Annotated in this window: 16 protein-coding genes and 1 pseudogene; 12 read left to right on the forward strand and 5 right to left on the reverse strand. The window is 55.2% G+C overall.

Annotated features, from left to right (window positions below; translation table 11 throughout):
* Positions 1 to 17 precede the first annotated feature (17 nt).
* On the forward strand, positions 18 to 941 hold the full coding sequence (locus tag DFP98_RS00270; RefSeq protein WP_116058555.1) for an ROK family protein: 924 nt from the start codon (positions 18 to 20) through the stop codon (positions 939 to 941).
* Between the two features lie 295 nt (positions 942 to 1236).
* Here the strand turns inward: DFP98_RS00270 and DFP98_RS00275 are convergent, their stop codons facing one another.
* Complete coding sequence (locus tag DFP98_RS00275; protein ID WP_116058556.1) at positions 1237 to 2112, reverse strand: helix-turn-helix transcriptional regulator; 876 nt, start codon at positions 2110 to 2112, stop codon at positions 1237 to 1239.
* A 162-nt stretch (positions 2113 to 2274) separates the two neighbouring features.
* On the opposite strand from DFP98_RS00275, the gene DFP98_RS00280 reads away from it, so the two are divergent.
* The gene (locus DFP98_RS00280) at positions 2275 to 5520 is read left to right on the forward strand and encodes a glycosyl hydrolase (protein WP_181917401.1); all 3246 of its coding nucleotides are present in this window, start codon (positions 2275 to 2277) and stop codon (positions 5518 to 5520) included.
* Between the two features lie 79 nt (positions 5521 to 5599).
* Here the strand turns inward: DFP98_RS00280 and DFP98_RS00285 are convergent, their stop codons facing one another.
* Positions 5600 to 6490 carry a LysR family transcriptional regulator gene (locus DFP98_RS00285; protein WP_116058558.1) on the reverse strand — a complete coding sequence of 297 codons (891 nt, stop codon included), beginning with the start codon at positions 6488 to 6490 and terminating at the stop codon, positions 5600 to 5602.
* Positions 6491 to 6612: 122 nt separating this feature from the next.
* Between DFP98_RS00285 and DFP98_RS00290 the strand changes: the two genes are divergently transcribed.
* The 8 genes and pseudogenes from DFP98_RS00290 (at position 6613) to DFP98_RS00320 (ending at position 15875) form a co-directional block, all read left to right on the forward strand.
* Positions 6613 to 8100: an SLC13 family permease gene (locus tag DFP98_RS00290; protein WP_116058559.1), complete on the forward strand. Its 1488-nt coding sequence runs from the start codon at positions 6613 to 6615 to the stop codon at positions 8098 to 8100.
* 19 nt (positions 8101 to 8119) lie between these two features.
* Positions 8120 to 9358, forward strand: coding sequence for a 2,3-bisphosphoglycerate-independent phosphoglycerate mutase (apgM, locus tag DFP98_RS00295; RefSeq protein WP_116058560.1), 1239 nt, complete (start codon positions 8120 to 8122; stop codon positions 9356 to 9358).
* Between the two features lie 361 nt (positions 9359 to 9719).
* A pseudogene (locus tag DFP98_RS39605) lies at positions 9720 to 10229 on the forward strand (TerD family protein); the annotation flags it as partial.
* A 78-nt stretch (positions 10230 to 10307) separates the two neighbouring features.
* Entirely contained in the window at positions 10308 to 10976 is a 669-nt protein-coding gene (locus DFP98_RS39610) for a vWA domain-containing protein (RefSeq protein WP_246016371.1), read from the forward strand.
* Between the two features lie 37 nt (positions 10977 to 11013).
* A complete protein-coding gene (locus DFP98_RS00305) occupies positions 11014 to 12081 on the forward strand; it encodes a hypothetical protein (RefSeq protein WP_147310107.1) in 1068 nt (355 codons plus the stop codon).
* A 179-nt stretch (positions 12082 to 12260) separates the two neighbouring features.
* Entirely contained in the window at positions 12261 to 13562 is a 1302-nt protein-coding gene (locus DFP98_RS00310) for an NtaA/DmoA family FMN-dependent monooxygenase (protein ID WP_116058563.1), read from the forward strand.
* Between the two features lie 169 nt (positions 13563 to 13731).
* The gene (locus DFP98_RS00315; RefSeq protein WP_116058564.1) at positions 13732 to 14700 is read left to right on the forward strand and encodes a helix-turn-helix transcriptional regulator; all 969 of its coding nucleotides are present in this window, start codon (positions 13732 to 13734) and stop codon (positions 14698 to 14700) included.
* 161 nt (positions 14701 to 14861) lie between these two features.
* Positions 14862 to 15875 carry an NAD(P)/FAD-dependent oxidoreductase gene (locus DFP98_RS00320; RefSeq protein WP_116058565.1) on the forward strand — a complete coding sequence of 338 codons (1014 nt, stop codon included), beginning with the start codon at positions 14862 to 14864 and terminating at the stop codon, positions 15873 to 15875.
* Positions 15876 to 15941: 66 nt separating this feature from the next.
* Here DFP98_RS00320 and DFP98_RS00325 read toward each other — a convergent pair whose 3' ends face one another.
* Positions 15942 to 16823: a LysR family transcriptional regulator gene (locus DFP98_RS00325; protein WP_116058566.1), complete on the reverse strand. Its 882-nt coding sequence runs from the start codon at positions 16821 to 16823 to the stop codon at positions 15942 to 15944.
* 140 nt (positions 16824 to 16963) lie between these two features.
* Between DFP98_RS00325 and DFP98_RS00330 the strand changes: the two genes are divergently transcribed.
* The gene (locus tag DFP98_RS00330) at positions 16964 to 18166 is read left to right on the forward strand and encodes an MFS transporter (RefSeq protein ID WP_116058567.1); all 1203 of its coding nucleotides are present in this window, start codon (positions 16964 to 16966) and stop codon (positions 18164 to 18166) included.
* Positions 18167 to 18267: 101 nt separating this feature from the next.
* Here the strand turns inward: DFP98_RS00330 and DFP98_RS00335 are convergent, their stop codons facing one another.
* Together DFP98_RS00335 and DFP98_RS00340 are read right to left on the reverse strand one after the other, a co-directional pair.
* Entirely contained in the window at positions 18268 to 19263 is a 996-nt protein-coding gene (locus DFP98_RS00335; RefSeq protein ID WP_116058568.1) for a Gfo/Idh/MocA family protein, read from the reverse strand.
* Positions 19260 to 20264, reverse strand: coding sequence for a Gfo/Idh/MocA family protein (locus DFP98_RS00340; RefSeq protein ID WP_116058569.1), 1005 nt, complete (start codon positions 20262 to 20264; stop codon positions 19260 to 19262). The genes DFP98_RS00335 and DFP98_RS00340 overlap by 4 nt, the downstream gene beginning before the upstream one ends.
* Before the next feature lie 151 nt (positions 20265 to 20415).
* Between DFP98_RS00340 and DFP98_RS00345 the strand changes: the two genes are divergently transcribed.
* The gene (locus tag DFP98_RS00345; protein ID WP_116058570.1) at positions 20416 to 21315 is read left to right on the forward strand and encodes an AraC family transcriptional regulator; all 900 of its coding nucleotides are present in this window, start codon (positions 20416 to 20418) and stop codon (positions 21313 to 21315) included.
* Positions 21316 to 21529: the final 214 nt, after the last annotated feature.

A 21529-nucleotide genomic window follows, 5' to 3' on the forward strand; every position in this document is an offset into this window, starting at 1 on the left:
AAGACGAGGTGAGGACAATGATCGCGCTTGGCATAGACATCGGCGGAACGAAAATCGCCGGCGGAATCGTCGACGATAACGGATCGCTGCTTGACGTCGAGTATCGGGCGACGGATGCTTCCAAAGGGAAAGATTATGTTTTGGAAGGAATAGACGAGCTGATTACCGAGCTGTGCAGCCGCTGTAAGCCGGATGCGATCGGTATCGGCAGCGCGGGGCGGATCGACGTGGATTCGGGCAGCGTCTATTACGCCACATCGAATCTTCCGAATTGGACCGGGCTGAATCTGAAGCGGCATATCGAGGACAGGCACGGCATTCCGACGATCGTCGATAACGACGTCAACACGGCCGGCATCGGAGAGATGTGGCTGGGAGCGGGGAAAAACGAACAATCGACGGTGTGCGTGACGCTGGGCACCGGAATTGCGGCAGCGGTATTCGTCGACGGAAAAATCGTCAGGGGCGGCCGCTGGAGCGCCGGAGAGATCGGCCATATGATTCTATACCCCGGCGGCAGGCCGTGCAATTGCGGACAGCGGGGCTGCTTCGAGCAATACGGCTCGGGAACCGCTCTCTATAGAAGCTACAACGAGCGCCGCGGCGAGGAAGCGATCGCTTCGGGCAGACAGTTCTTCGAATTGCTGGCAACCGGCGACATTGCCGCACGCGATACGCTCGACGCCTTCATATCCGATTTGGCTGTAGCGTTTATCAGCTTGGCGAACGTGTACGACCCGGATCTGTTCATCGTTGGCGGCGGGCTGATCGACACCAAAGAATGGTGGTGGGAGAGACTAGAGCGGCACATTCGCGAACAGGCCAACCCGGCCGTGGCAAGCATGAAGCTCGTTCCCGCCGCCTTCAAAAATCAAGCGGGGATGCTTGGCGCGGCGAAGCTGGGCTTCGAGTATGTAGCAGAGCTGAACGCATCGAAGTAGACAGCGCAGCAGAAGGACGAAAAAGGGGCTGTCTCATAGGCTCTTCGAGTTGCTCTAAAAGATAATCGATAATAAAGGTGCAAGGTGTATATACCTCCCTCCGATGCTATACGCTCCTGAAATTTGAATGGGTAAACCCGTCACAATGTGATTTCAGGAGCGTATGAGGCAGTCTACGGGAGGTATATACACCTTACTTTACATATCGATCATCTTAAGCAGTTCTACCTATGAGACAGCCCCTTTTTGCCGATAGGTGCGGTTCCGCTAGTCAAAATTGCATTCGGCACAGCGCTCAATTCAGAGAATGCCATTTTTTGCGGAAGGCTAATGGCGTCGTTTCGACCCTGCTTTTAAATAAATTAATGAAATGCGTGACATTGTCAATCCCGATTCGAGCCGCGATTTCTTCCACCGGAACGTTGGAATACTTCAGCCATTCTTTCGCTTTGTTGATCCGCAGGTTGATGACGTATTCGTTCGGAGTATCCCCCATATATTTCTTAAACGTCTTGGCGAGATGGAATTTGTTAAGCGCAAACTGCTCGGCAAGCTGCTCCAGGCGAATTTTCTCCGTGTAATGCTTGTCCAGAAAGTCGACGATGGGCGCGATAAAATGAGGCAACATGTCCATATCCCCTTGAGGCTGGCTCGCCGACAACAGCAATTCCGTCAATAGAGAGACCAGCAGCCGCGAACTAAGCAGCTCGGTTCCGTAATCTTTCTGCTGATGAAGCCGGATCAGTTGCCCCAGCATGTCGGGAATCGGCGACGCCGCGTCCAGCGAGAGGATCGGGTTCGAGCTTTTGGCGAATTGTTCGTAATACCCCCGGCTCGTGCCCCCGTAGAAATGAACCCAGACCAGCTCCCACAGGTTTTGCCGATCCGTTGTATAGTAGTGGTGCTCCATACAGTCAATGAAAAACAGTTGGCCGGGCCCAAGCGTATAGGAACGATTCCGGTATTTCAAGGTTCCGGTTCCCGCAGCCGTATATACAATTAAATAAGAATTCAAATGCTCCCGTTCCGTAAAATATCCGGGCAGCGTCTGGAAATGGCCGACCTCCTGCACGTAGAAAAACGAGGATCTGGCGGTTTTGCTCGGCGTCGCAATAAGGCGCACGGACGATTCCGTCCAGAGGGAAGCGAAATTTTCGCTGAATGAGGTCATCTTATAACATCTCCGTCAAGATACTAGGATTTTCTCTCAACTTCCTGTGATGCGTTTTGGAATTAAACCGGATACACTTGAGTTGTCAAACTATTATTTCACAATCGCCGAATGGGTGCAAAGGAATTCAAAAGAGATTACGCGAGACGGAGGATGACGGAGATGAGCGAACGGAAAGAGATGGATTGGCGCGGCAAGTTTGTCGAGCCGACTTCGGAATATCGCCCGGCCCCTTTGTGGGTATGGAACGATGAGATGGAGCCCGAGTCTATTCGCCTTCAATTGCAGAAAATGGCGGACAAAGGCTACGGCGGCGCGTTCGTGCACCCGAGGCCGGGCTTGATTACGCCGTACTTGTCCGAGGAGTGGTTCTCCTTGTGGGGGATTGCTTTGGAAGAGGCGGAGCGTCTCGGTCTGAAGCTGTACATTTACGACGAGAACTCGTATCCTTCCGGCTTTGCCGGCGGACATGTGCCTTCGGAGCTGCCGGATTGTCTGGCCAATTGCGTTCTGTTCAAGGAATACAAGCTCGAAGAGCTGGATCGGCTCACGCGAGTGCCTTCCGCCATGCTGAACCGGCCCGGCAAGCCGATCCGCGCTTTCGCGATGCGTCGCAATGCGGAGACCTGGGAAATCGCCGAGGACGTCACGCTGCTGCCCGCCGCAGAGTGGGCGAGCCGCGGGGAAAGCTTCTGGGTGTTCGAGCTGGGCACGCCGGAGACGAACAACTGGCTCGGCGGCTTTGCCTATACGGACCTGCTGCGTCCGGAAGTGACCGAGCATTTCTTGCGGACGACGCACGAACAGTATCGAAGCCGGTTCGGCGACCGGTTCGGAACGTCGATTCCCGCTCTGTTCACGGACGAGCCGGAAATATCGCCGGGCAACCTGTTCCAAGAGGGAGCGGATTTCCTTCCGTTCAGCTACTGGTTTGCCTCCGAATTCGCCAAGCGGAACGGCTACGATCTGCTTGATTATTTGCCGTTCCTGTTCCGCGATGCCGTAAGCGCGAACCCGGAGAGGGACGCGGCCCCGGTGCGGTACGATTTCTACGCCACGATTCATCAGCTGTGGACGGACAATTCGGTGCGTCCGATTTCCGAGTGGTGCGAGCGGAACGGGATCGCCTACACCGGCCACTATCTGGAGCACAACTGGCCTCATCCGTTCCATCGGAGCTCTCCGGCCGTCATGTCCATGTACGAGTACATGCATTGGCCGGCGATCGATATGCTCCTGACTCATATGTTTCGCGATAATGCTCCGGCTGACGATCTCATGGCCGAGACGAGCCATCTGGCGATCGGGATCCGGGAGGTCCACAGCGCGGCCAACCAATTCGACCGTCCTCGCGTGCTGTGCGAAGCGTTCGGCGCGGGAGGCTGGGACGCTTCGTTCGAGGATTTCAAGCGAATCGGAGATTGGCTGTACGCCAACGGGATCAATTTTCTGAATCCGCATTTGACGTATTCGACGATTGTCGGCGCGCGCAAGCGGGACCACCCGCAATCGTTCGATTGGCGGCAGCCTTGGTGGGACGAGCTGCGCGGCCTGAACGATTATTTCTCGCGGCTATCCTTCGCGCTGTCGGAAGGCAAGACGTACAACCGGATTCTCGTGCTTAACCCGACGACGTCGTCTTTCCTGTTCACTCCGGGCGATCTGGAGAATAACGAAAGCTATAAGCTCGGCATCGTTCAAACCCGGGAGCTGGCCCAGCGCTTAATCGACGCGGGCTGGGATTACGACTGGTGCGACGAGTATATAATGGCGCGTCATGGCGCGGTTTCGGGAGCGCAAATCCAAGTCGCGAACCGGACATACGACGTCGTGATCGTGCCGCCCGGCATGCTGAATGCGAAGGGCGAGACGGTGGAGCTGCTGCGCGGATTTATGGCCGGCGGCGGCAGGGTGATCGCCTGGAACGACGGGCTGAGCCGGAAGGAAGGACGAAGCTGGCAGGCGTCCGAGCTAACGGGCATGCAGGGCTGGATCGCCGTCGACGGCTTCGCGCAGACGGATTCCGCTTTGCGGGAGACGCTTCGTCCACGGTCCATATGGCAGTCCGGTGTCCGGGAGCGAGCCGGGGTTACGCAGCTGCGGCGCGAGATGGACGACGGGAGCACGTTTCATTTTATCGTTAATAGCTTTGCGCAAGGGTTCGAGGACACCTTTGTCGTTCCGGGACGTTACGGAGAAATCTGGGACCCTCTTACCGGCTCGGTGACTTCGCTTTCGGAGGGGCTCGATATCCCCGCGGCTCAGGCAGATTACAGCCCGGTGGCTTCGTTAGCGGGGGCGGAGCAGGGACAGCTTGCGATCCCGGTTTCGCTGGCCGGTTCCGGTTCGCTGCTCATCCGCGTGTATCCTGAGAAAATTAACAATGCTTCAGCAGCCGTTGACGGCATGCATGCGTCGGGAGACGCAAACGCGGCGAGCAGCCGTCTTTCGACGGAACCATCGGTCGTCACGCCCGAGCAGCCGAACATTTTCCCCATCTCCTACTGCGATCTTACTTTGGGGGAAAAAACCTATTCGGGGCTGTACACGACGCAAGCGAACCGCTTCGCCTTTGAGTATCACGGCTTTTCAATGAATCCTTGGGACAACGGGGTACAGTTCAAGCGCCGGCTGCTCGACCGGGAAGCGTCGTTCGACGAGCGGACGGGGCTTGCGGTACAGTACCGTTTTCGCATAGCGGGGGAAGGAATTCCCGAGAAAATCGAGCTGATGGTCGAGCGTCCGGAGCTGTACGACATTCGCGTCAACGATGTTGCTATCGAAATGAGTCCGGGCACCTGCTGGCTGGACCACCATATGGGGCAAGCCTCGATTCGCGAAGCCGTCCGGGGTGGAGAGAATGTGATTCGGCTTGAGGCGAAGCCGTTCTCGATCTTTATGGAAATCGAGGCCGTGTATGTGACGGGCGACTTCGGTGTAACGGAGAATGAAGGGGAATGGGTCATCGGCAAACCTGAACGCGCGCCTGCAGCCGGTACATGGAAGGAGCAGGGATACCCGTTTTACGGTTCGGCGTTTACCTATACCAAGCAAGTACCCGTTCCGGACGCCGCCCGCGAGATCAAAGTCTCGTTGCCCGATTGGAGAGGAACGATTGCCAGCGTTCAAGTGAACGGCGAGAATGCCGGAATGATCGGTTTTGACCGCGAGAACAGCCTGGACATCACGCCATACGCGCAGCCCGGTTCAATCGCCGAGGTGACTGTCCGCGTCTGCGGATCGTTCAAAAACTTGATGGGGCCGCATTTCGATCCGATGAAGCCCCGCAATACCGCCTGGCCCGGCAACTGGAAGAAATCCCCGATGTTCGGCCCTCCACCGGCAGAGGAGTTTGATCTGATCGACTACGGATTGTTCGCCGACTTCGTTGTCGAGGTAATAGAGTAAACAGTGCGAAAGAAAGCATACGCAGGGGATGTTCTGTACAGTCATGTGAGACGGCTGGGGACATCCCTTGTTTGTTGGTTCAGCCGAAATGCTGTTCCAGCAACGAAATAAATTGTTTGGCAGCGGGGGAAAGGTGCTTGCTGCGATGATAAATATAGCTGATTCCGCGATGAAAACGAATGTCCGCCAACGGAATTTGGACTAATAATCCGCTTTTTAGCTCCTGCTGAACGGCAAAGTTCGAGACAAGCGATACGCCAAGCTCGTGGATCACCGCTTGCTTGATGCCCTCCGTATTGCTAATTTCCATATATTTCGGAGGGTTGAAGCCATACTCTTGGAACTTCATTTCCAAATAGGTGCGAGTGGCGGATTTGTCCGGTTTCATAATAAACGTGTCGTTGGCGAAATCCGTTAAGGTACACTCTCGTTCCCCGGCTAGCGGGTGGGACGGCGGCACGATCAGCACAAGCTCGTCCTCATAGAAAACCTTCTTTTCGAAGCTCGCTTCGTCCATGGCGATCCGGTCGGAGATGACGAGAAGCTCCACTTTGTTTGTTTCCATCATGCGAATCAGATGACGGGAAGAAGTGATGTTCATATTAATGTTGATGTTCGGGAAGGCTTTGGAGAAGCTTCGCAAAACTTGCGGGAGCAGATAGACTCCGACGAAGTTGCTCGCTCCGAAGGACAGCGTTCCGTAGCTCAAATCCTCCAATTGCCGGATATGGTCCTTCGCCGAATGGAGCAGGTTGACGATTTGCTCCGCATAGGTCTTAAAGTGCTCGCCCTGCTTGGTCAAGTACAGCTTTTTACCGATTCGGTCGAAGAGCGGAACGCCCAGTTCGTCCTCGATGCTCTGGATCTGCATGCTGACGGACGGCTGGGAGCAGTAAAGCAGCTCGGCCGCTTCGGTGAAGTTTAAGCACTCGGACAACGTAATGAAGGTTTGCAGCTTGTTGATATTCATTCCATTCGTCCCTTCTAACCATAACGTTTTGTTATGGTTATTAAAATTAAATCAAATTGTATTATACTACTCTGTCGGCTAAGATGAAAGCGATAACATCAGCGATATGAGGAGGATATTAGATGTCGGAAGTGCATGCGTCTGCGGATAAGAACGGGAAAGAGCCGTCTTCCGAGAAAAAAAGCAAGGTAGAGGAGACGATGAAGAAGATCGGAATTCCGCTCGCGATCCTCGTGGCGCTGCTGCTCTTCTTCATGCCGACACCTGAAGGACTTGGCGTGGAGGCGCAGCGCGCGCTGGCTATTTTTACCGGAGCGTTGATCCTATGGATTACGACGCCCATTCCGATTTATTTGACGTCGATTATTGCGATTTTGCTATTGCCTTTGGTTGGGGCGGTCAAAGATCAGGGAGTTGCATTCGGAACTTTAGGGTTCGACGTGATCTGGCTGATGGTAGCCGCATTTATTTTGACGTCGGCGATGGTGAAGTCCAATATGGGCAGAAGATTGTCCCTGTGGATGATAACGAAGTTCGGCAAAACGCCCAAAAGAACCTTGTTCCTGCTTGTAGTCATTAACTTTATTCTGGCCTTCTTCGTTCCGTCCACGACGGCAAGAGCAACGCTAATGGTGCCGATCTGCTTGATCCTGCTTGAGGTTTACAAAGCGATTCCGGGCAAAAGCCGTCTGGGCAAAACTATGATGCTTCAAGGCGTACAGGCGGATGCGCTGGCGACCTCGGGCGTTATGACGGCGACGTCCGGCAACATTATCGCGGTCGGGTTCATCAACGAACAAGCCGGAGGCCATATCGGATATATGGATTGGCTGCTGGCCTCCATGCCTACCGCGATCATTACGATGACCATTACGTTTTTTATTGGATTAAAGCTGTTCTCCGTGAACAGCGAGACCGGCATTAATAACGTCAGGGACACGCTGAAGGAGGAGCTGGACAAATTAGGCCGCTTCTCTCTGGCGGAGAAGAAAGCGCTGGCCATCTTCATCTTTACCGTCCTGCTGTGGGCTACCGGAGATTATCATCAAGGCTGGTTCGGATTCGAGATCAGCACCGAACAGACGGCCGTGCTTGGAGCGCTCCTGTGCTTGCTGCCCAGAGTCGGGATGATGACCTGGAAGGAAGCGAATATCAAGTGGGAGCTGATGATTTTTGCCGCAGGCGCGTATGCGGTCGGGAACGCGCTGGACAAATCGGGAGGCGCGGAATGGATCATCGGTAAAGTGGTCGACGCGCTGGGCCTGGAGCATATGAATCATGCGCTCGTCTATATTTGCGTCATTTTCCTAAGTATGTACAGCCATCTTATTTTCACGAGCAAAACGGTTCGCGTAACGATCCTGATTCCGGCGTTTATTGCGCTGGCCAAAACGTTGGGCATCGATCCGGTGCCGCTCGCCTTGGCGGCCGCCATGACGATGACTTACACGATTACGCTTCCGCCGCACTCGAAGGTGAACACGATTTATTTCGGAACCGGCTATTTCTCCGTATGGGATCAGGTAAAGTATGCCATCGTCACTTGCTTTATCGGCGCCAGCGTCATCAGCTTGGCCGTGTTTACCTGGTTCAAGGTGATCGGAATATAGAAGCATTCAGGAGGAGACCATGCTGCATAGAAAAGTCATTATAGCTATTGCCGACGGAATCGGAGACAGGCCGATTGCTGAGTTGGACGATAAAACGCCGCTGGAATACGCCGATACGCCCAACCTGGACCGAGTGGCATCCGCAGGGATTAACGGCATGATGGACCCGATCGCTCCCGGCATTCCGGTAGGCACGGATATGGGCCATCTGATTTTATTCGGTTACGAGCCGCAGGATTATCCCGGCCGCGGACCGATTGAGGCGCTGGGAGTCGGGATGGAGGTGCAGCCCGGAGATATCGTACTCCGCTGCAATTACGCCACTGTCGATTCCAGCGGAATCGTACTCGACCGCAGAGCCGGCAGAATTCGCGAAGGCACGGACCGGATCGCCGAGACCATAAGCGGGATAGAGATCGACGGCGTGACCTTTTATTTGAAATCGGCTACAGAACACCGGGCGGTGCTCGTGCTTCGCGGAACGGGGCTAAGCGATCGGATTGGCGATTCCGACCCGAAGGCTCCGAATGACGGGAGTCCGTACCATAAGGTCAAACCGCTGGACGACTCGGACGAGGCGAAACGGACGGCCGCGGTGCTGAATCGTTTTTTGCAGGAGGCTCATCGGCTGCTGTCCCGCCACCCGGTCAACGAAGCGCGGGTGCAGCGCGGAGAGAAGCCGGCTAATTTCATCCTAACGAGAGGAGTCGGACGGATGACGGAGCTGACGCCGATTAGCGAGCGGCTGAACATCCGCGGCAGCTGCATCGCAGGCGAAAGCACGGTGCTGGGCGTCGCTAAGCTGGCCGGCTTTAAGCCCGTCACGGATTCCCGCATGACCGCCAACATGGATACCGACATCGAATTAAAGGCCGAGCTGGCGCTCCGCGAGTTGGCCGACTGCGATCTGGTGCTCGTTCATATGAAGGCGCCCGATCTGAAAGGTCACGATAACGAACCGCTGGAGAAGGCCAAAGCCGTCGAGCTGTTCGACCGGCTGGTCGGCCTTCTGCTTCGGGATATGCCCGAGGACGCTTACTTGGCGCTGGCGGCCGATCACTCGACCCCTTGCGAAGTCGGAGAGCATTCGGGCGAGCCTGTTCCGATTGCGATCTGCGGGCCCGGAATTCGCAAGGACCGCGTTCTTCATTACAATGAATGCGATGGCGGTTACGGAGGGCTGGGACGCCTGTCCGGAATGGATTTTGTCCGAACGCTGCACGATTTGATGGGCAGGGTGAAAAAAAAGGGGAATTAACCAGAAGCGGACCAGAACGTCATCAAGGCAGGTTCGAACGGCGTCGGTCGGATTTTTGAATTTTGTACTAAACGTCATACAAATCAGCCGGAGTTGACCGTCAGAGGTTGATTTTATACGATTTATCGTCCAAAGCGCCGTAATCGGCGGCTCGAAACGGGATTTTTATACGGAAAATCATACAAAAAAGGTTTGGCGGCCAACCGAAGCCGGCACGCCCCGATGATCCTGCACTACGCGGGATTGTCGGGGCTATTTTATTTTAGTATGCCGACAAATTGTCCAAGGGGCTGCAAGGGATTTTGATCGGGTCGCGTCGAATTATGTTGAAAAGAGCTTATAGGGGGAGGCGGAACAGGCGATGATCAAGGGACAGAAGAGCGATGTGACGAAGGGGAGGAATGTTCGCGAGCTGGACGTTATTTTCGGCTGGCAGTGCGACAATCCCGGAATCGGCATCGATGCCGCCGGATTTGTGCTGTCGGAGCGGGGGCGGTGCGAGCGGGACGAGCATTTCGTTTTTTACGGCAATCCGCATGCGCTTGGCGGAGCGGTAACTCATTCCGCCTCGGGCGGAGAAGGTCGGGAGACGCTGCGAGTGTCGCTTCCCGATCTGCCGGAGGATGCCGATAAAATCGCGATGACGGTCACGATCTACGAAGGCGAGCAGCAAGGGCACACAATGAGCAATGTATCCAGCTTGTATATTCGGCTTGTCGATACGGCCGCCGGAGAGGAAATCTGCCGCTTCGACTTCGGCGCGGAGTTGGACAAGGAGACTGCGGTCGTGGCAGGCGAACTGTACAGACATCAGGGAGAGTGGAAGTTTCGCGCGGTCGGGAGCGGCTTCTTCGGCGGTCTGCGCGCACTGTGCGAAAGCTTCGGACTTGAGGTGCGCGAGGAGGAGAACGCAGTTTCCGAGGCTGCGGCTGCGGCCGAACCGTTAATGCTGTCGACCATCGATCTACGCAAAAAAACAGTCGGACTGCTGCTGGAAAAGAAGAAGCTGTCGGGTATCGTCGCCAGAGTCGGCCTGGTGCTGGATATCACGGGATCGATGAGAAAGTTGTACAACAACGGAACCGTGCAAGAGGTTGTAGAGCGAATACTGGCGATCGCCTGCAAGTTCGACGACAATGGCGAGCTGGACGTCTGGGTGTACGACCATGAGTTCAGCCGGCTGCCATCCGTTACTGAACGCGATTTCGCGGGTTACGTGCAGTCCCGCATACTTGGCGATCCGTCGATTCACAAGTTCGGGAGAAATAACGAGCCTCTCGTGATGGAGGACATCGTTCGCAAGTATACGAAGGAGGAGCCGGATTCCACGCCTGTCTTCATTATTTTCATTAATGACGGCGGCGTGGTGAACCCGACGAAAAAGACGCTGACGGAAGCGGCCGTTCATCCGATCTTCTGGCAGTTCGTCGGCATCGGCGACTCGGATTTCGAGGTGTTGAGTCAACTGGATACGCTGCCGGGAAGGGTTGTCGATAACGCGAATTTCTTCCCTATTGCCGACATTACTACGATTACGGATGAAGAACTGTACGGCAAGCTATTGAACGAGTTTCCGTTGTGGCTAAAGGAAGCGAAAGCGATAGGCATTCTCCGCTGAGACATGGGGTTCTCGGGAGTGACGGCAGGGTACGAATATGATACGACGGGATGAGGTTGACGGGATGGGGCGTAAGTCAGGGGAATGGAAAAAAGCAAACGGACTGATCAAATGGGCTCGCCTGTTGCTTTTGCTAGCTGCGACAGCGCTCTCGGGCTGCAGTCTTGAGGATGCAGAACCCGCGTTTTCGAGCGGAGCGGGGAGCGCTGTCGCGGGAACGTCTGTGGCGGCAGCAGAGGAACAGGATGCGGTTGAGCCGGAAGCGATAGGAACGGCAGGCTGCGAGGCTTACGAGGAGGAAGCGGAGCCCGGCGTCTGCAGCTATATCGTCGATTGCGGCGATGCCGACGAGTGCGAGCTTTGGTCCGAGCGTATGATCGGAGAAATGGAGGAGTGGTTAGGCGATCTGACGTATTCCGAGGAATGGGACGTGGACGAGTTGGATAGTCAGAAGGAGGCCGATGTGCTGGCTTCCTATGAAGTTGAGGGCAACGAGCTGGATTTGACGCCGTCTGATGAGGAAGAGGAATATTACGCCTGGCTGTGGGATCGCTTCGCCTGGATAATTCCTTCCGATCATAGACAGATGGTGAAGAACTTCGAGCTGTACGATCATGCCGATCTGCTCGCTTACGTCATTCAAGACGATGAGGATTACGAGAATTGGACCTATGCCGCCAATCAAATCCAATCGACCTACGAGACGGAACGCGTCATGACCGACATTCACGAATTCGGCCATCTGCTGTCGCTGAACGCGGAGCAGGTCGATCCGTACGCGGACGAAAGCGAATGCGATACGTACATGCTGGACGAGGGCTGCCCGTATCAAGACTCGTACATTTACCAGTTTTATAAGCAGTTCTGGAAAAAGGCCGTCAGCGAGGATGAGGAAGATTACGTGACGGGTTATGCCATGACCAGCGTATATGAGGATTTTGCCGAGTCGTGGTCCTACTTCGTGATGACCGTGCGCCCGGAAGGGGACTCGCTTGCGGATCGCAAAGTTCGTTTCTTCTATAATTATGACGAGCTGGTGCTGCTAAAGGCGAGCATCCTCGGACGAGCCGCCTCCTGGATCGACCGCAATGCCGTTTGGGAGTAACGGTTGAGCGTAGCTTCGCGGCCACGGCCTGTCTGCGGACGAGCCGTCGCCGAAGATTTCGATAATTGTCCATTGCGGATTTACGATTAGTGTATTGCTTATAGAGCACCGCTTGTTAAACTAGTAATCGAGAATGATTATCGTTATTACTATGTTTAGGAAGAAGGTAGCAGCAAGCGATGGCAAATAAGCAACTATGTATCGGATTTCATTTATCGGCAACCTGGATGAAAGGACACGGCTGGAGACATCCGGACAGCGGCGTGGAGCGAATGGACTCCATCGACTACTATATCGAGCTGGCCAAGCTGGCGGAGAACGCCAAGCTGGACTTCTTGTTCAGGGCGGATTATCTCTATATCAGTCCGCAGATGCTGGGGGATTCCGCCAACTACGGAAGTCCCGACCCTACGCTTATGTTTGCGGCGATTGCCCGCGAGACGAAGCGAATCGGACTGGTAACGACGGTGTCCACCACGTTTAATCCGCCGTATGTCGTAGCCCGGCAGCTTCAATCCCTGCATTGGCTCAGCAACGGACGCGCCGGCTGGAACATTGTCACTTCGATCGAAGGAGCGGAAAATTTCGGCGATTCGCCCATGCCGTCTCCGCAAGCGAGGTATGCGCGGGCCAAGGAATTTACCGATGTCGTGCGCAGGCTTTGGGCAAGCTTTCCGCGCGAAGCGATCGTGGTCGACCGCGAGTCGGGCCAATTCACCGATCCCGACAAAGTATCCGCGATTCATCATTCGGGCGAGTTTTACAATGTCAAAGGACCGCTCACGATGCCTGCCCATCAAGCGGGCGCCATTCCGTTGTTCCAAGCGGGCGCTTCGGATATCGGCCGCGATTTCGCCTCTTCCATAGCGGATGCCATCTTTGCGGCAATGCCGGATCTGGAGTCCGGGGTGGAGCTGCGCGGGGATCTGAGAAGAAGAGCGGAGGGGCACGGACGCAGTCCGGATGCGGTCAAGGTTTTGCCCGGACTGTACTTTTTCTTGGCCGATACCCGCGAGGAAGCGCAAGCCTTGTTCGCAACCGCCAACGCGCATTTAAGCACGGAGCGCAGGCATGCAGCGCTTAAATCCGTGCTGGGTCTCGATTTGACCGCTTGCGAGTTGAACGATCGCGTGACCGCCGAGATGCTTCCCGACCCGAATCTGCCGGTCCGCAGCCGAACGCATGCCGAGCTGCTGCGCAGATTTATCGCCAATAACGAGCCGACGGTGGCGGAGGTTCTAGCGAGGCCCGAGGTTGTCGGCTCGGCGCACTGGGTATCGGTCGGGACGGTCGAGGACGTTCTAGGCGATATTTTGCAGCGGTTCGAAGCCGGCGCTATCGACGGGTTTATCGCTCTGCCGGGCGGCTCGGAAAGGTCGATGGAGCTGTTTTTCGAGAAGTTGCTGCCGCAGCTGACGGAGCGAGGCTTGTTCAGAAGCGAATACGCCGGATCGACGCTGAAGGAGCATTTGGGTATTTAATATTCCGCGGTCGGAACCCGCGAAAGCTTCGGAATCCGCCAAGCTTTCGCGGGTTTTTCGTGCCGATATTCGCGGCTGCCGGATGTTGATAACAATTCTCATTGGTGTTACGATACAAACAACCGCTTTGAGTCGCCATTATTAACGGCATGTGAATGAGGTGTCACGGATGAAACAAATCATACAGTCGCGCAATGTACACGGCTATTTCGACGGGCTGGCCGATCTTTACGGAAGCAATACGGTAACGAGGGACGAGCAGCGGATCGTGCTGCCGCCTCTCGTAGGCGAAGGCGCGATAGCCCGAATGAAGATTAGGCCCGGGGTCGAAGTGGTCGCTTCCGATATGACCTTGGAGGAGGACTGGCAGCTGTGCATCGAAGAGGACAAGCTTTTTGAAATCACATACTGCTTCAGCGGACGCTCCGAAGGCTATTTGAAGGGCTGCCATTTCATCACTCGGGAGCAGGCCGGAAGCGCGTATTCGGTGGAGGATAGCGAGGTTAGAGTATCGATCGATTCGAAGACAAGGCATCAATGTCTGGAAATTCGCATGACGCCCGAGCAGGTGCTGGACTATTTAGCGGACGATTGCGCAAGACTGGAGAGCTGGTTCGCGCAAGAGGCGGGGAAGATCCGCCCGATTGGCGATTCCCTTGCGCTGAAGCGGGCCGTTCACGACTTGGCAGCTTCCCCCTATCGCGGCGCGTTAAAAAGGCTGTATATGGAGAGCAAAATCATGGAGATCATCGTGCTGGCTTTCGAAGAGCCTATGCGCGGTAGCGAGCCGGTTCGCGGCACTTGGCTAAAAAAGCGCGACATCGAAAGGCTCCATGCGACCAAACAACTCATCGTCGACTGCATCGAAAATCCGCTGTCGCTAAAGGAGCTGGCCAGAGCGGCGGAATTAAACGAATCCAAGCTGAAAAAGGGCTTTAAGGAACTGTTCGGGATGACGGTGTTCGAGTACGTTCGCGACCGGCGTCTGGAGAAGGGCGCAACCTTCATGCTGACCGGACAGATGAACGTGGGCGAGGCGGCCGTCGCCGTCGGGTACAGCAATCCCAGCAACTTTTCGGCCGCATTCCGCAAGAAGTACGGCTGCAAGCCGATTCAATATGTTAAAGATCGCCGCTGACCTTCCGCAATGAAGGCGGCGGCGTTTTTTTGTCCATTAGGGGCGATCGTACAAAAAAACCGTCCGCAGGTTAAAAAAAACCGCCTGCAGGTAGAGAAATAAGAGGTCGTAAATGATAATCGTTATCAGAGGGACAACACAACAGGAGGAGGAATCAAGGCATGGGAGAGAACGCCAATACGTGTTTCGATGTGACGATTATCGGCGGAGGTCCGACAGGGATGTTTGCCGCCTTTTACGCAGGGATGCGGGATATGAAGACGAAAGTGATCGAGGCCGCCTCTTTTCTCGGAGGGAAGCTGCCATATTATGCCGAGAAATTTCTGTACGACGTCGGCGGTATCGAAGCGATTACGGCTTGGAACTTAACGAAGCAGTTGGAGGCGCAGGCGCGCACGTTCGAGCCGGTCATCGTTTTATCCCAGTTGATCGACCGGATGGAACGGCTTGCCGACGGTACTTTTCGCTTGACGAGCCGGACCGGTGAAGTGCATCTCACCCGAACGATCGTCGTGGCGATCGGAGGCGGAACGCTTGTAAATCAGACGCTGGAGGCGGAAAACGCCGAGCGGTACGAAGGACGTCACGTTCATTACTCGGCCGATAGTGTGGAAAGGTTTCGCGGCAGGAGAGTGCTTATTTCCGGAGGAGGAGATTCGGCGGTGGACTGGGCGCTTACGCTGACTAACGTTGCGGAATTCGTCGGCATCGTTCATCGGAGGGAGACGTTTCGAGCTCATGAAGGAAGTGTGGCCCAAATGCGCAAATCTCCCGTTCACGTGATGACTTCATCCCGGATAAAGGAGATTCAAGGGGATGGCGACCGCGTCGAAGGCGTTACGGTCGAGCGGCTCGAAACTGGAGAGAACGTCTTGCTCCGCACGGACGAGATTATCGTATGCCATGGGGTAAGGCCAGACTTGGGAGGAATTAAAAACTGGGGGCTCGAAATCCAGCGCGATCGAATCGTCGTCGATAGCTGGATGCAGACGTCTATCCCGGGTATTTTCGCGGCGGGGGACGTCGCGGAATACCCCGGCAAATTGCCGGGCCTGATCGCGGGAGGCTTCATGGAGGGGCCTGCCGCGATTAACCGCGTCAAAGCGTATATCGAGCCGGGGAAAGAAGTATTGCCGATCTGGTCCACGGAGCATGACAAGTTTCGCGCGCGGTGACCTGCCGATTCGAGAAGCATCGGGCGCTAACGTTTGCTCGTATAGTTAAAGCCGCCGAATTTTGGCTCAATCGGAGAAGAAGGAGACGATTCGGTCCATGAACGCTTTGGCCGCCAGGCCGAGATAACGGTCGGAGCGGTACAGAATTTCCAGGCTTCGGTACGGCGTCTCCTCCACAATTGGAACGCAGATCAGCTGGGGATCGTTGATCTGCTGAATGAGCGGGTAAGGCTGGACGGTCGCTCCCGTATTCGCTTTAACCAGATTTAGCACCGAGGTGGCCGACGTCGTCTCCATCGTCGTATTCAGCGTAAAGCCGCGCTTTCGCGTGAAGCTCTCGACGATGTCCCGCCCGATGTAGCCTTCCGGGTACATGATCATCGGAATCGTCCTCAGCTCGTCGAGACGGAGCGGCTCTTTCCTGCTCTGGAGCGGGTGGCCGCCGGACACGACGATCGCATATTCCTCTCGGCATAGCGGAATTCTCACCAGCCGGTCGTCCGGCGGCCCTTCGAGACTGATGCCGATATCGACCTCGTTGTCCAGCACAAGCTGCAAAATGTCGACCGAGGCGAATACCTGCAGCTTGATTCCCGGAAATTGGCGGTGGAATTCCGTCAGCAGTCCGGTAATGCGGTAATCGAGATCCGACGGAAGCACGCCGATGCGCAGAGCGCCCCGCTGCGCTTTGCGCAGATCGGCAATCGCATCTTTGGCGTTCTGCAGATCGCGAGCGATCTGGGAGCTGTACTGAAGCAGCAGCGAACCCGCCTCGGTCAGCGCGATTTTTTTGCCCAGCCGATCGAACAGAGGCGTATTCAGCTCGTCCTCCAGCGCGCGAATCTGCTGGCTGAGCGTCGGCTGGGAAATTCCGATCCTCTCCGCCGCCTTGGTAAAGTGCATTTCCTCGCACACGGCCATAAAATACTGAAGCTGCCGGATTTCCAACAGGAATCGCCTCTTTATCATTGGTTTTACCAATGATAATAATAGAAATAATAGTATTGATCAATCGTATACTCCGCTATACACTGTTAACACCAACCTTAAGGCATTTGGCAACAAGATCGGATGGAGATGAGTATACGATGCGTTTCGTTTTTTTGCTTGCCGCCCTATTTCTTGCTTCTCTGAATTTGCGTCCCGCTATTTCCTCCGTATCCCCGCTGCTCGGAACGATCCGGGATTCGCTCGACATGAGCGGATCCGCAGCCAGTCTGCTTACTTCCCTTCCCGTGCTCTGCATGGGTTTATTTGCGCCTGCGGCCGTCAAGCTCAGCTCGCGCTGGGGCATCGAACGAACGGTCGCCTACAGTCTGCTGCTGATCGGCGCGGCGACGGCGGCGAGATACGCCGCTTCCACCGAATGGCTGCTGCTGGCGACCGCGCTCTTGGCCGGAGTCGGCATCGCCGTGACCGGGCCGCTGCTGTCCGGCTTCATCAAACGGCATTTCGCCAACCCGTCGGCGATCGTAGGCGTATATTCGATGTCGCTTGTCATCGGTGCCGCGCTTGGCGCATGGCTGGCCGTTCCGCTGCAGACGGCATTCGACTCCTGGCAGGCGTCGACCGCCTCTTGGGCGGTACTGGCATTCCTCGCTCTGTTCTTCTGGTGGAGGCCGGCAAAGTCGGCTCTGCCTGCGGGCGAAGCGGCCAACACCCGGAGCAAAGCCGGCGCCGGCAGCGACGCAAAGTCGCACGGACGGGCGTTGCTCCGCAGCAAACGGGCTTGGCTCCTGACCGCCTTCTTCGGCATCATGGCGATCATGTTCTATTCGATGACGGCTTGGCTGGCTCCGATCGTAGAGGAGATGGGCTTCGACAGGCAGACGGCGGCATCGGTGCTGACCTTGTTCACCCTGATTCAGATTCCGGTAAGTCTGCTTATTCCGTTGCTGATCGGCCGTTACGGGAGGAAGGCGGTATGGCTGGTCGCTTGCTCCGCCTTGGAGCTGATTGGCTTGCTTCTATTGTTGGCCCATGCTTCTCCATGGCTAATCGCGATTCTGCTCGGCATCGGCGCGGGCGGTCTGTTTCCGATCGCGCTAATGCTGCCCATCGACGAATCGGGAAGCGCGGAGGAGGCGAGCGCTTTGTCCGCCATGACGCAATCCGGCGGCTACACGATCGCCTCGCTGGGACCTTTGTTCGTCGGCGTTGTCCATGACGTCGCGGACAGCTACGTTCCAGCCATTGCGGGCTTGGCGGCGCTCGTCGTCATGATGATCATTCAACTGAGCATCGGACGAAAGTCGGATGTCCGCCCCCTAACGGCGAAGAGAGCCATTTGAGCGAACAAGCCGCGTCATAAGGAAGTCTGAGCGACATTGTAAATGCTCCCCATACGGTGAACAAGCGAAATCAGAAAACCCGTTCGGGCGAAGGGGGGAGATTAGCCGCGAATTTTCACAGGCTGTCCGGTCTTGACGGATTCGTATCCCGCAAGCGCCACTTCAGCGGACCGCATGCCGTCAACGCCGGAGATCGGAGCGGGACGGCATGCGATGAGCGCGTCGACAAAAGCTTGTATCATATAGAAATCCATCGAATCTCCCCAAGACAAATACAGGCCTTTGCCCGACTGCTCGCTGTAAAAGTCGTTCTTCGAATTGAAGCTGTCGACGGATATGGAGCCTTTAGTGCCTATGATTTCCAGCGTTACGTCGCCCCATGCCGGGAATGCTTTCGGCCGCGACCAGCTCGTATCGATGACTCCAAATACCCCGTTATCGAATTTGACGTGGATCATCCCGGTATCGTCAACTTCTAAATCCTCATGGAAAAGCGTCGCCGCATAGGCGTATACTTCATTGACCTGTGCTCCCGTGAACCAGTTCATAAGATCCATGACATGGACCGTATGGTCGAGCAGCGCTCCGCCGCCGGACAGCTCCGGCTTAACGAACCAACCTCCCGGCATAGAACCGCGGTTCGTTCCTTTGATGGACAGGATCTCGCCGATATCGCCGCGATCGATGGCCGCCTTTGCATCGATCACCGGAGCGATATAACGGCAAGGGAACGCGGTAAACAACGTCACATTGTTATCGTTACAGACGGAGATCATCCGCTCCATCTCGTCAATGGAGATACCCAGCGGTTTTTCGCAGATCACATGTTTGCCCGCTTGAGCGGCGTCGATTGTAAGCTTGGCGTGATGGATATTTTCCGAGCAGATAATAACTGCATCCATCTCACCGTCGGCAAGCAAATCTTTGTAATCCTCGTAATAGCGTAATCCGTTTGCTGTCGCGACTTCATCAACACGGCTCTTGATTTCATCGGCAATTCCGACCACCTCGACCTGCGGCAGCTTAAGCAGGACGTCTAGATAGGAGAAGGCGTGGCCGTGGGCGAAGCTGATCATTCCGACCTTTAGTTTATTCATTTCGAACCCTCCCGAACACCGTGATTCAATAAAATGGCTTGCCCGCTTTGCGAGGATTCCATGACGGCAAGGCCGATTTCCATCGCTTTATAGGCGTCGTGCGCCGTAACGACGGGCTTGCTGTTATTTTGAATGCAATCGAGGAAATGGCGGATTTCCAGCTCATACGGACTGTTAAACACCGGGCTATTAGGAACTTCAACGAACGGACCTGTGGAACCGGGGGAAGCGGCTTTGCGAATATGGAGCGAGACGGATTTGGAGCTGTCGCTGCGAATGACGCCGCCGCTGCCGGCAATATCCGCCGCTGTCGTGAACGGGCCGGGGTAGCCCCAATACGCCTCAACATTGGCAACCGCACCGCTTTCAAAAATAAGGGTTGCCAGCGCATGATCTACGTCTTCCTTGCGTTTGCGTACGCCATATACCGAGCGGACTTCGCCCAAGGACCAGCGCAGGAAGTCAAGGTCATGGACCATTAAATCCAGTACAACGCCGCCGCTCAAGCTGTCGTACGTATACCAGCTGCGAGCGTGGCCGGGATGACCGCCGATCCGTTTCAGGTGGGCGACGCCGATTCGGCCTAGAGCCTGACTCGCCACCTGCTCCTTCATTTGTACATACTCCGGGAAAAAGCGAACGACATGGCCGATGTATAAATGTACGCTATTTTGTTCACATACTCGCAGCATCTCCGCCGCATCCTCCAGATTTAAGGCCATCGGCTTTTCGCAGATGACATGCTTCCCCGCCTGTGCGGCTTTGCAGGTCATCTCTTTGTGCAGGTAGCTGGGCACGGTCACGCTAACCGCCTCGCAGCCGGATTGTTCCAGCATCTCTTCATAAGATGAATACGGCTTCGCACCGATTCGTTCGGCCATCTGCAGCATATTTGCCGTCTCGGTGTCGTAGACGCCGACAACAGTTACGCCCGCTATTTTCGCATAGGCGCTTGCATGAACGTTGCCGAGTCCTCCGCAGCCTACAATCGCGACTTTCATGGCAATCCCTCTTTTCGTAATCGTTATGAGATAGATATAATGAAAACGTGTTACCGTTACGATACAATTATTAAGATGGCAGGTATACGTCGGGTTTTGTCCGATTTATATCCAATTTCGCCATGCCGGTTAACGGAGGATGCTTTCGCCGATGGAAATCTTCAAAGAACCGATTCACTACCAGGATCCCGTATTGTGCCTCAAAGTATGGCAATTCGAGGAAAGGGATGGAACGGCTCGGCAGGAGGAGTCGATGCTGCCGGCTACCTGGCATTATCATAAAGAGGTTGAATTCCTCTTGGTAAAGCAAGGCGCCCACAACATGTTTACGCCAAACCGTTCCTATACGCTGAATGAAGGGGACGTGATGGTCATCGGCTCGTCCCAGCTTCACAGAGGACGGCCGATAAGTAAGGAACTCGTGTATATCGTACTTCACTTCGATTTGGAAACGTATTTCGATCCCTCTATGATGCGCTACTACCGTCATTTCTCGGAGGTTTCCTGCCCGCTGGAAGAACTGAACTACATCTTTCGGGAAAATGCCGCCTTGCGCGCCGAGGCAGGATCTATCATCGAACGCATTCATTCGGAAATCATGGAGAAACCGGTAGGTTACGAGATTGTGGCCAGTATGCAAATCAAGCATTTGCTGCTCACTTTGCTGAGAGGGGATTCACGCGGACTGCTTCAAGCCCAAGGCGGCTCGAATTCCGACGCCATGAAGCCGGTATTGGAATACATTGAGCAGAATTTCTCAGACAGGATCGAGCTGGAGGAAGTCAGCAGGCTTGCGGGAATGAGCTACTCGTATTTCTCGAAGGCGTTTAAGAAAACGATGGGATTGTCCTTCACCAGCTTCGTCAACCGCAAGAAAATCGCCAAAGCGGAGCGTTTGCTCGCTACCAGCGGCCGAAATATCGACGATATCGCCAGAAGCGTCGGCTTTGAGAACATGGCGCACTTTTTCAAGCTGTTCAAGCGATTTAACGGATGCACCCCGAAGGAATTTAAACAAAAGATCAATGCCATTGTGCCTGTCAGGGAATAGCGAATGAGATCATAAGCTTCATCCCCTAGCAACAAGATGCGGCGCCTTATCCGAGATTCGGAGCAGGTGCCGCATTTTTCATACGAGTGAGCCTCTTTCATTTGCCAACAAGAAAAGAGAGTGCCAAGTAGAAACTTTAGAGTCGATTTTCCGGTTCGTTCATTTTACGATTTGGACAGGCGCAATGTCTGATAGAGTCGCCTTAAACAAATCA

It is taken from the genome of Cohnella phaseoli, from assembly GCF_003386235.1.
Classification (GTDB): domain Bacteria; phylum Bacillota; class Bacilli; order Paenibacillales; family Paenibacillaceae; genus Cohnella; species Cohnella phaseoli.

Excerpts from the sequence above, each read along its gene's own strand:
- DFP98_RS00320 (WP_116058565.1), top strand. The coding sequence starts at position 14,862 with ATGGGAGAGAACGCCAATACGTGTTTCGATGTGACGATTATCGGCGGA.
- DFP98_RS00270 (WP_116058555.1), top strand. The coding sequence starts at position 18 with ATGATCGCGCTTGGCATAGACATCGGCGGAACGAAAATCGCCGGCGGA.
- DFP98_RS00305 (WP_147310107.1), top strand. The coding sequence starts at position 11,014 with ATGATACGACGGGATGAGGTTGACGGGATGGGGCGTAAGTCAGGGGAA.
- DFP98_RS00315 (WP_116058564.1), top strand. The coding sequence starts at position 13,732 with ATGAAACAAATCATACAGTCGCGCAATGTACACGGCTATTTCGACGGG.
- DFP98_RS00345 (WP_116058570.1), top strand. The coding sequence starts at position 20,416 with ATGGAAATCTTCAAAGAACCGATTCACTACCAGGATCCCGTATTGTGC.
- DFP98_RS00310 (WP_116058563.1), top strand. The coding sequence starts at position 12,261 with ATGGCAAATAAGCAACTATGTATCGGATTTCATTTATCGGCAACCTGG.
- apgM (WP_116058560.1), top strand. The coding sequence starts at position 8,120 with ATGCTGCATAGAAAAGTCATTATAGCTATTGCCGACGGAATCGGAGAC.
- DFP98_RS00290 (WP_116058559.1), top strand. The coding sequence starts at position 6,613 with ATGTCGGAAGTGCATGCGTCTGCGGATAAGAACGGGAAAGAGCCGTCT.
- DFP98_RS00285 (WP_116058558.1), bottom strand. The coding sequence starts at position 6,490 with ATGAATATCAACAAGCTGCAAACCTTCATTACGTTGTCCGAGTGCTTA.
- DFP98_RS00275 (WP_116058556.1), bottom strand. The coding sequence starts at position 2,112 with ATGACCTCATTCAGCGAAAATTTCGCTTCCCTCTGGACGGAATCGTCC.
- DFP98_RS00280 (WP_181917401.1), top strand. The coding sequence starts at position 2,275 with ATGAGCGAACGGAAAGAGATGGATTGGCGCGGCAAGTTTGTCGAGCCG.
- DFP98_RS00335 (WP_116058568.1), bottom strand. The coding sequence starts at position 19,263 with ATGAATAAACTAAAGGTCGGAATGATCAGCTTCGCCCACGGCCACGCC.
- DFP98_RS00340 (WP_116058569.1), bottom strand. The coding sequence starts at position 20,264 with ATGAAAGTCGCGATTGTAGGCTGCGGAGGACTCGGCAACGTTCATGCA.
- DFP98_RS00330 (WP_116058567.1), top strand. The coding sequence starts at position 16,964 with ATGCGTTTCGTTTTTTTGCTTGCCGCCCTATTTCTTGCTTCTCTGAAT.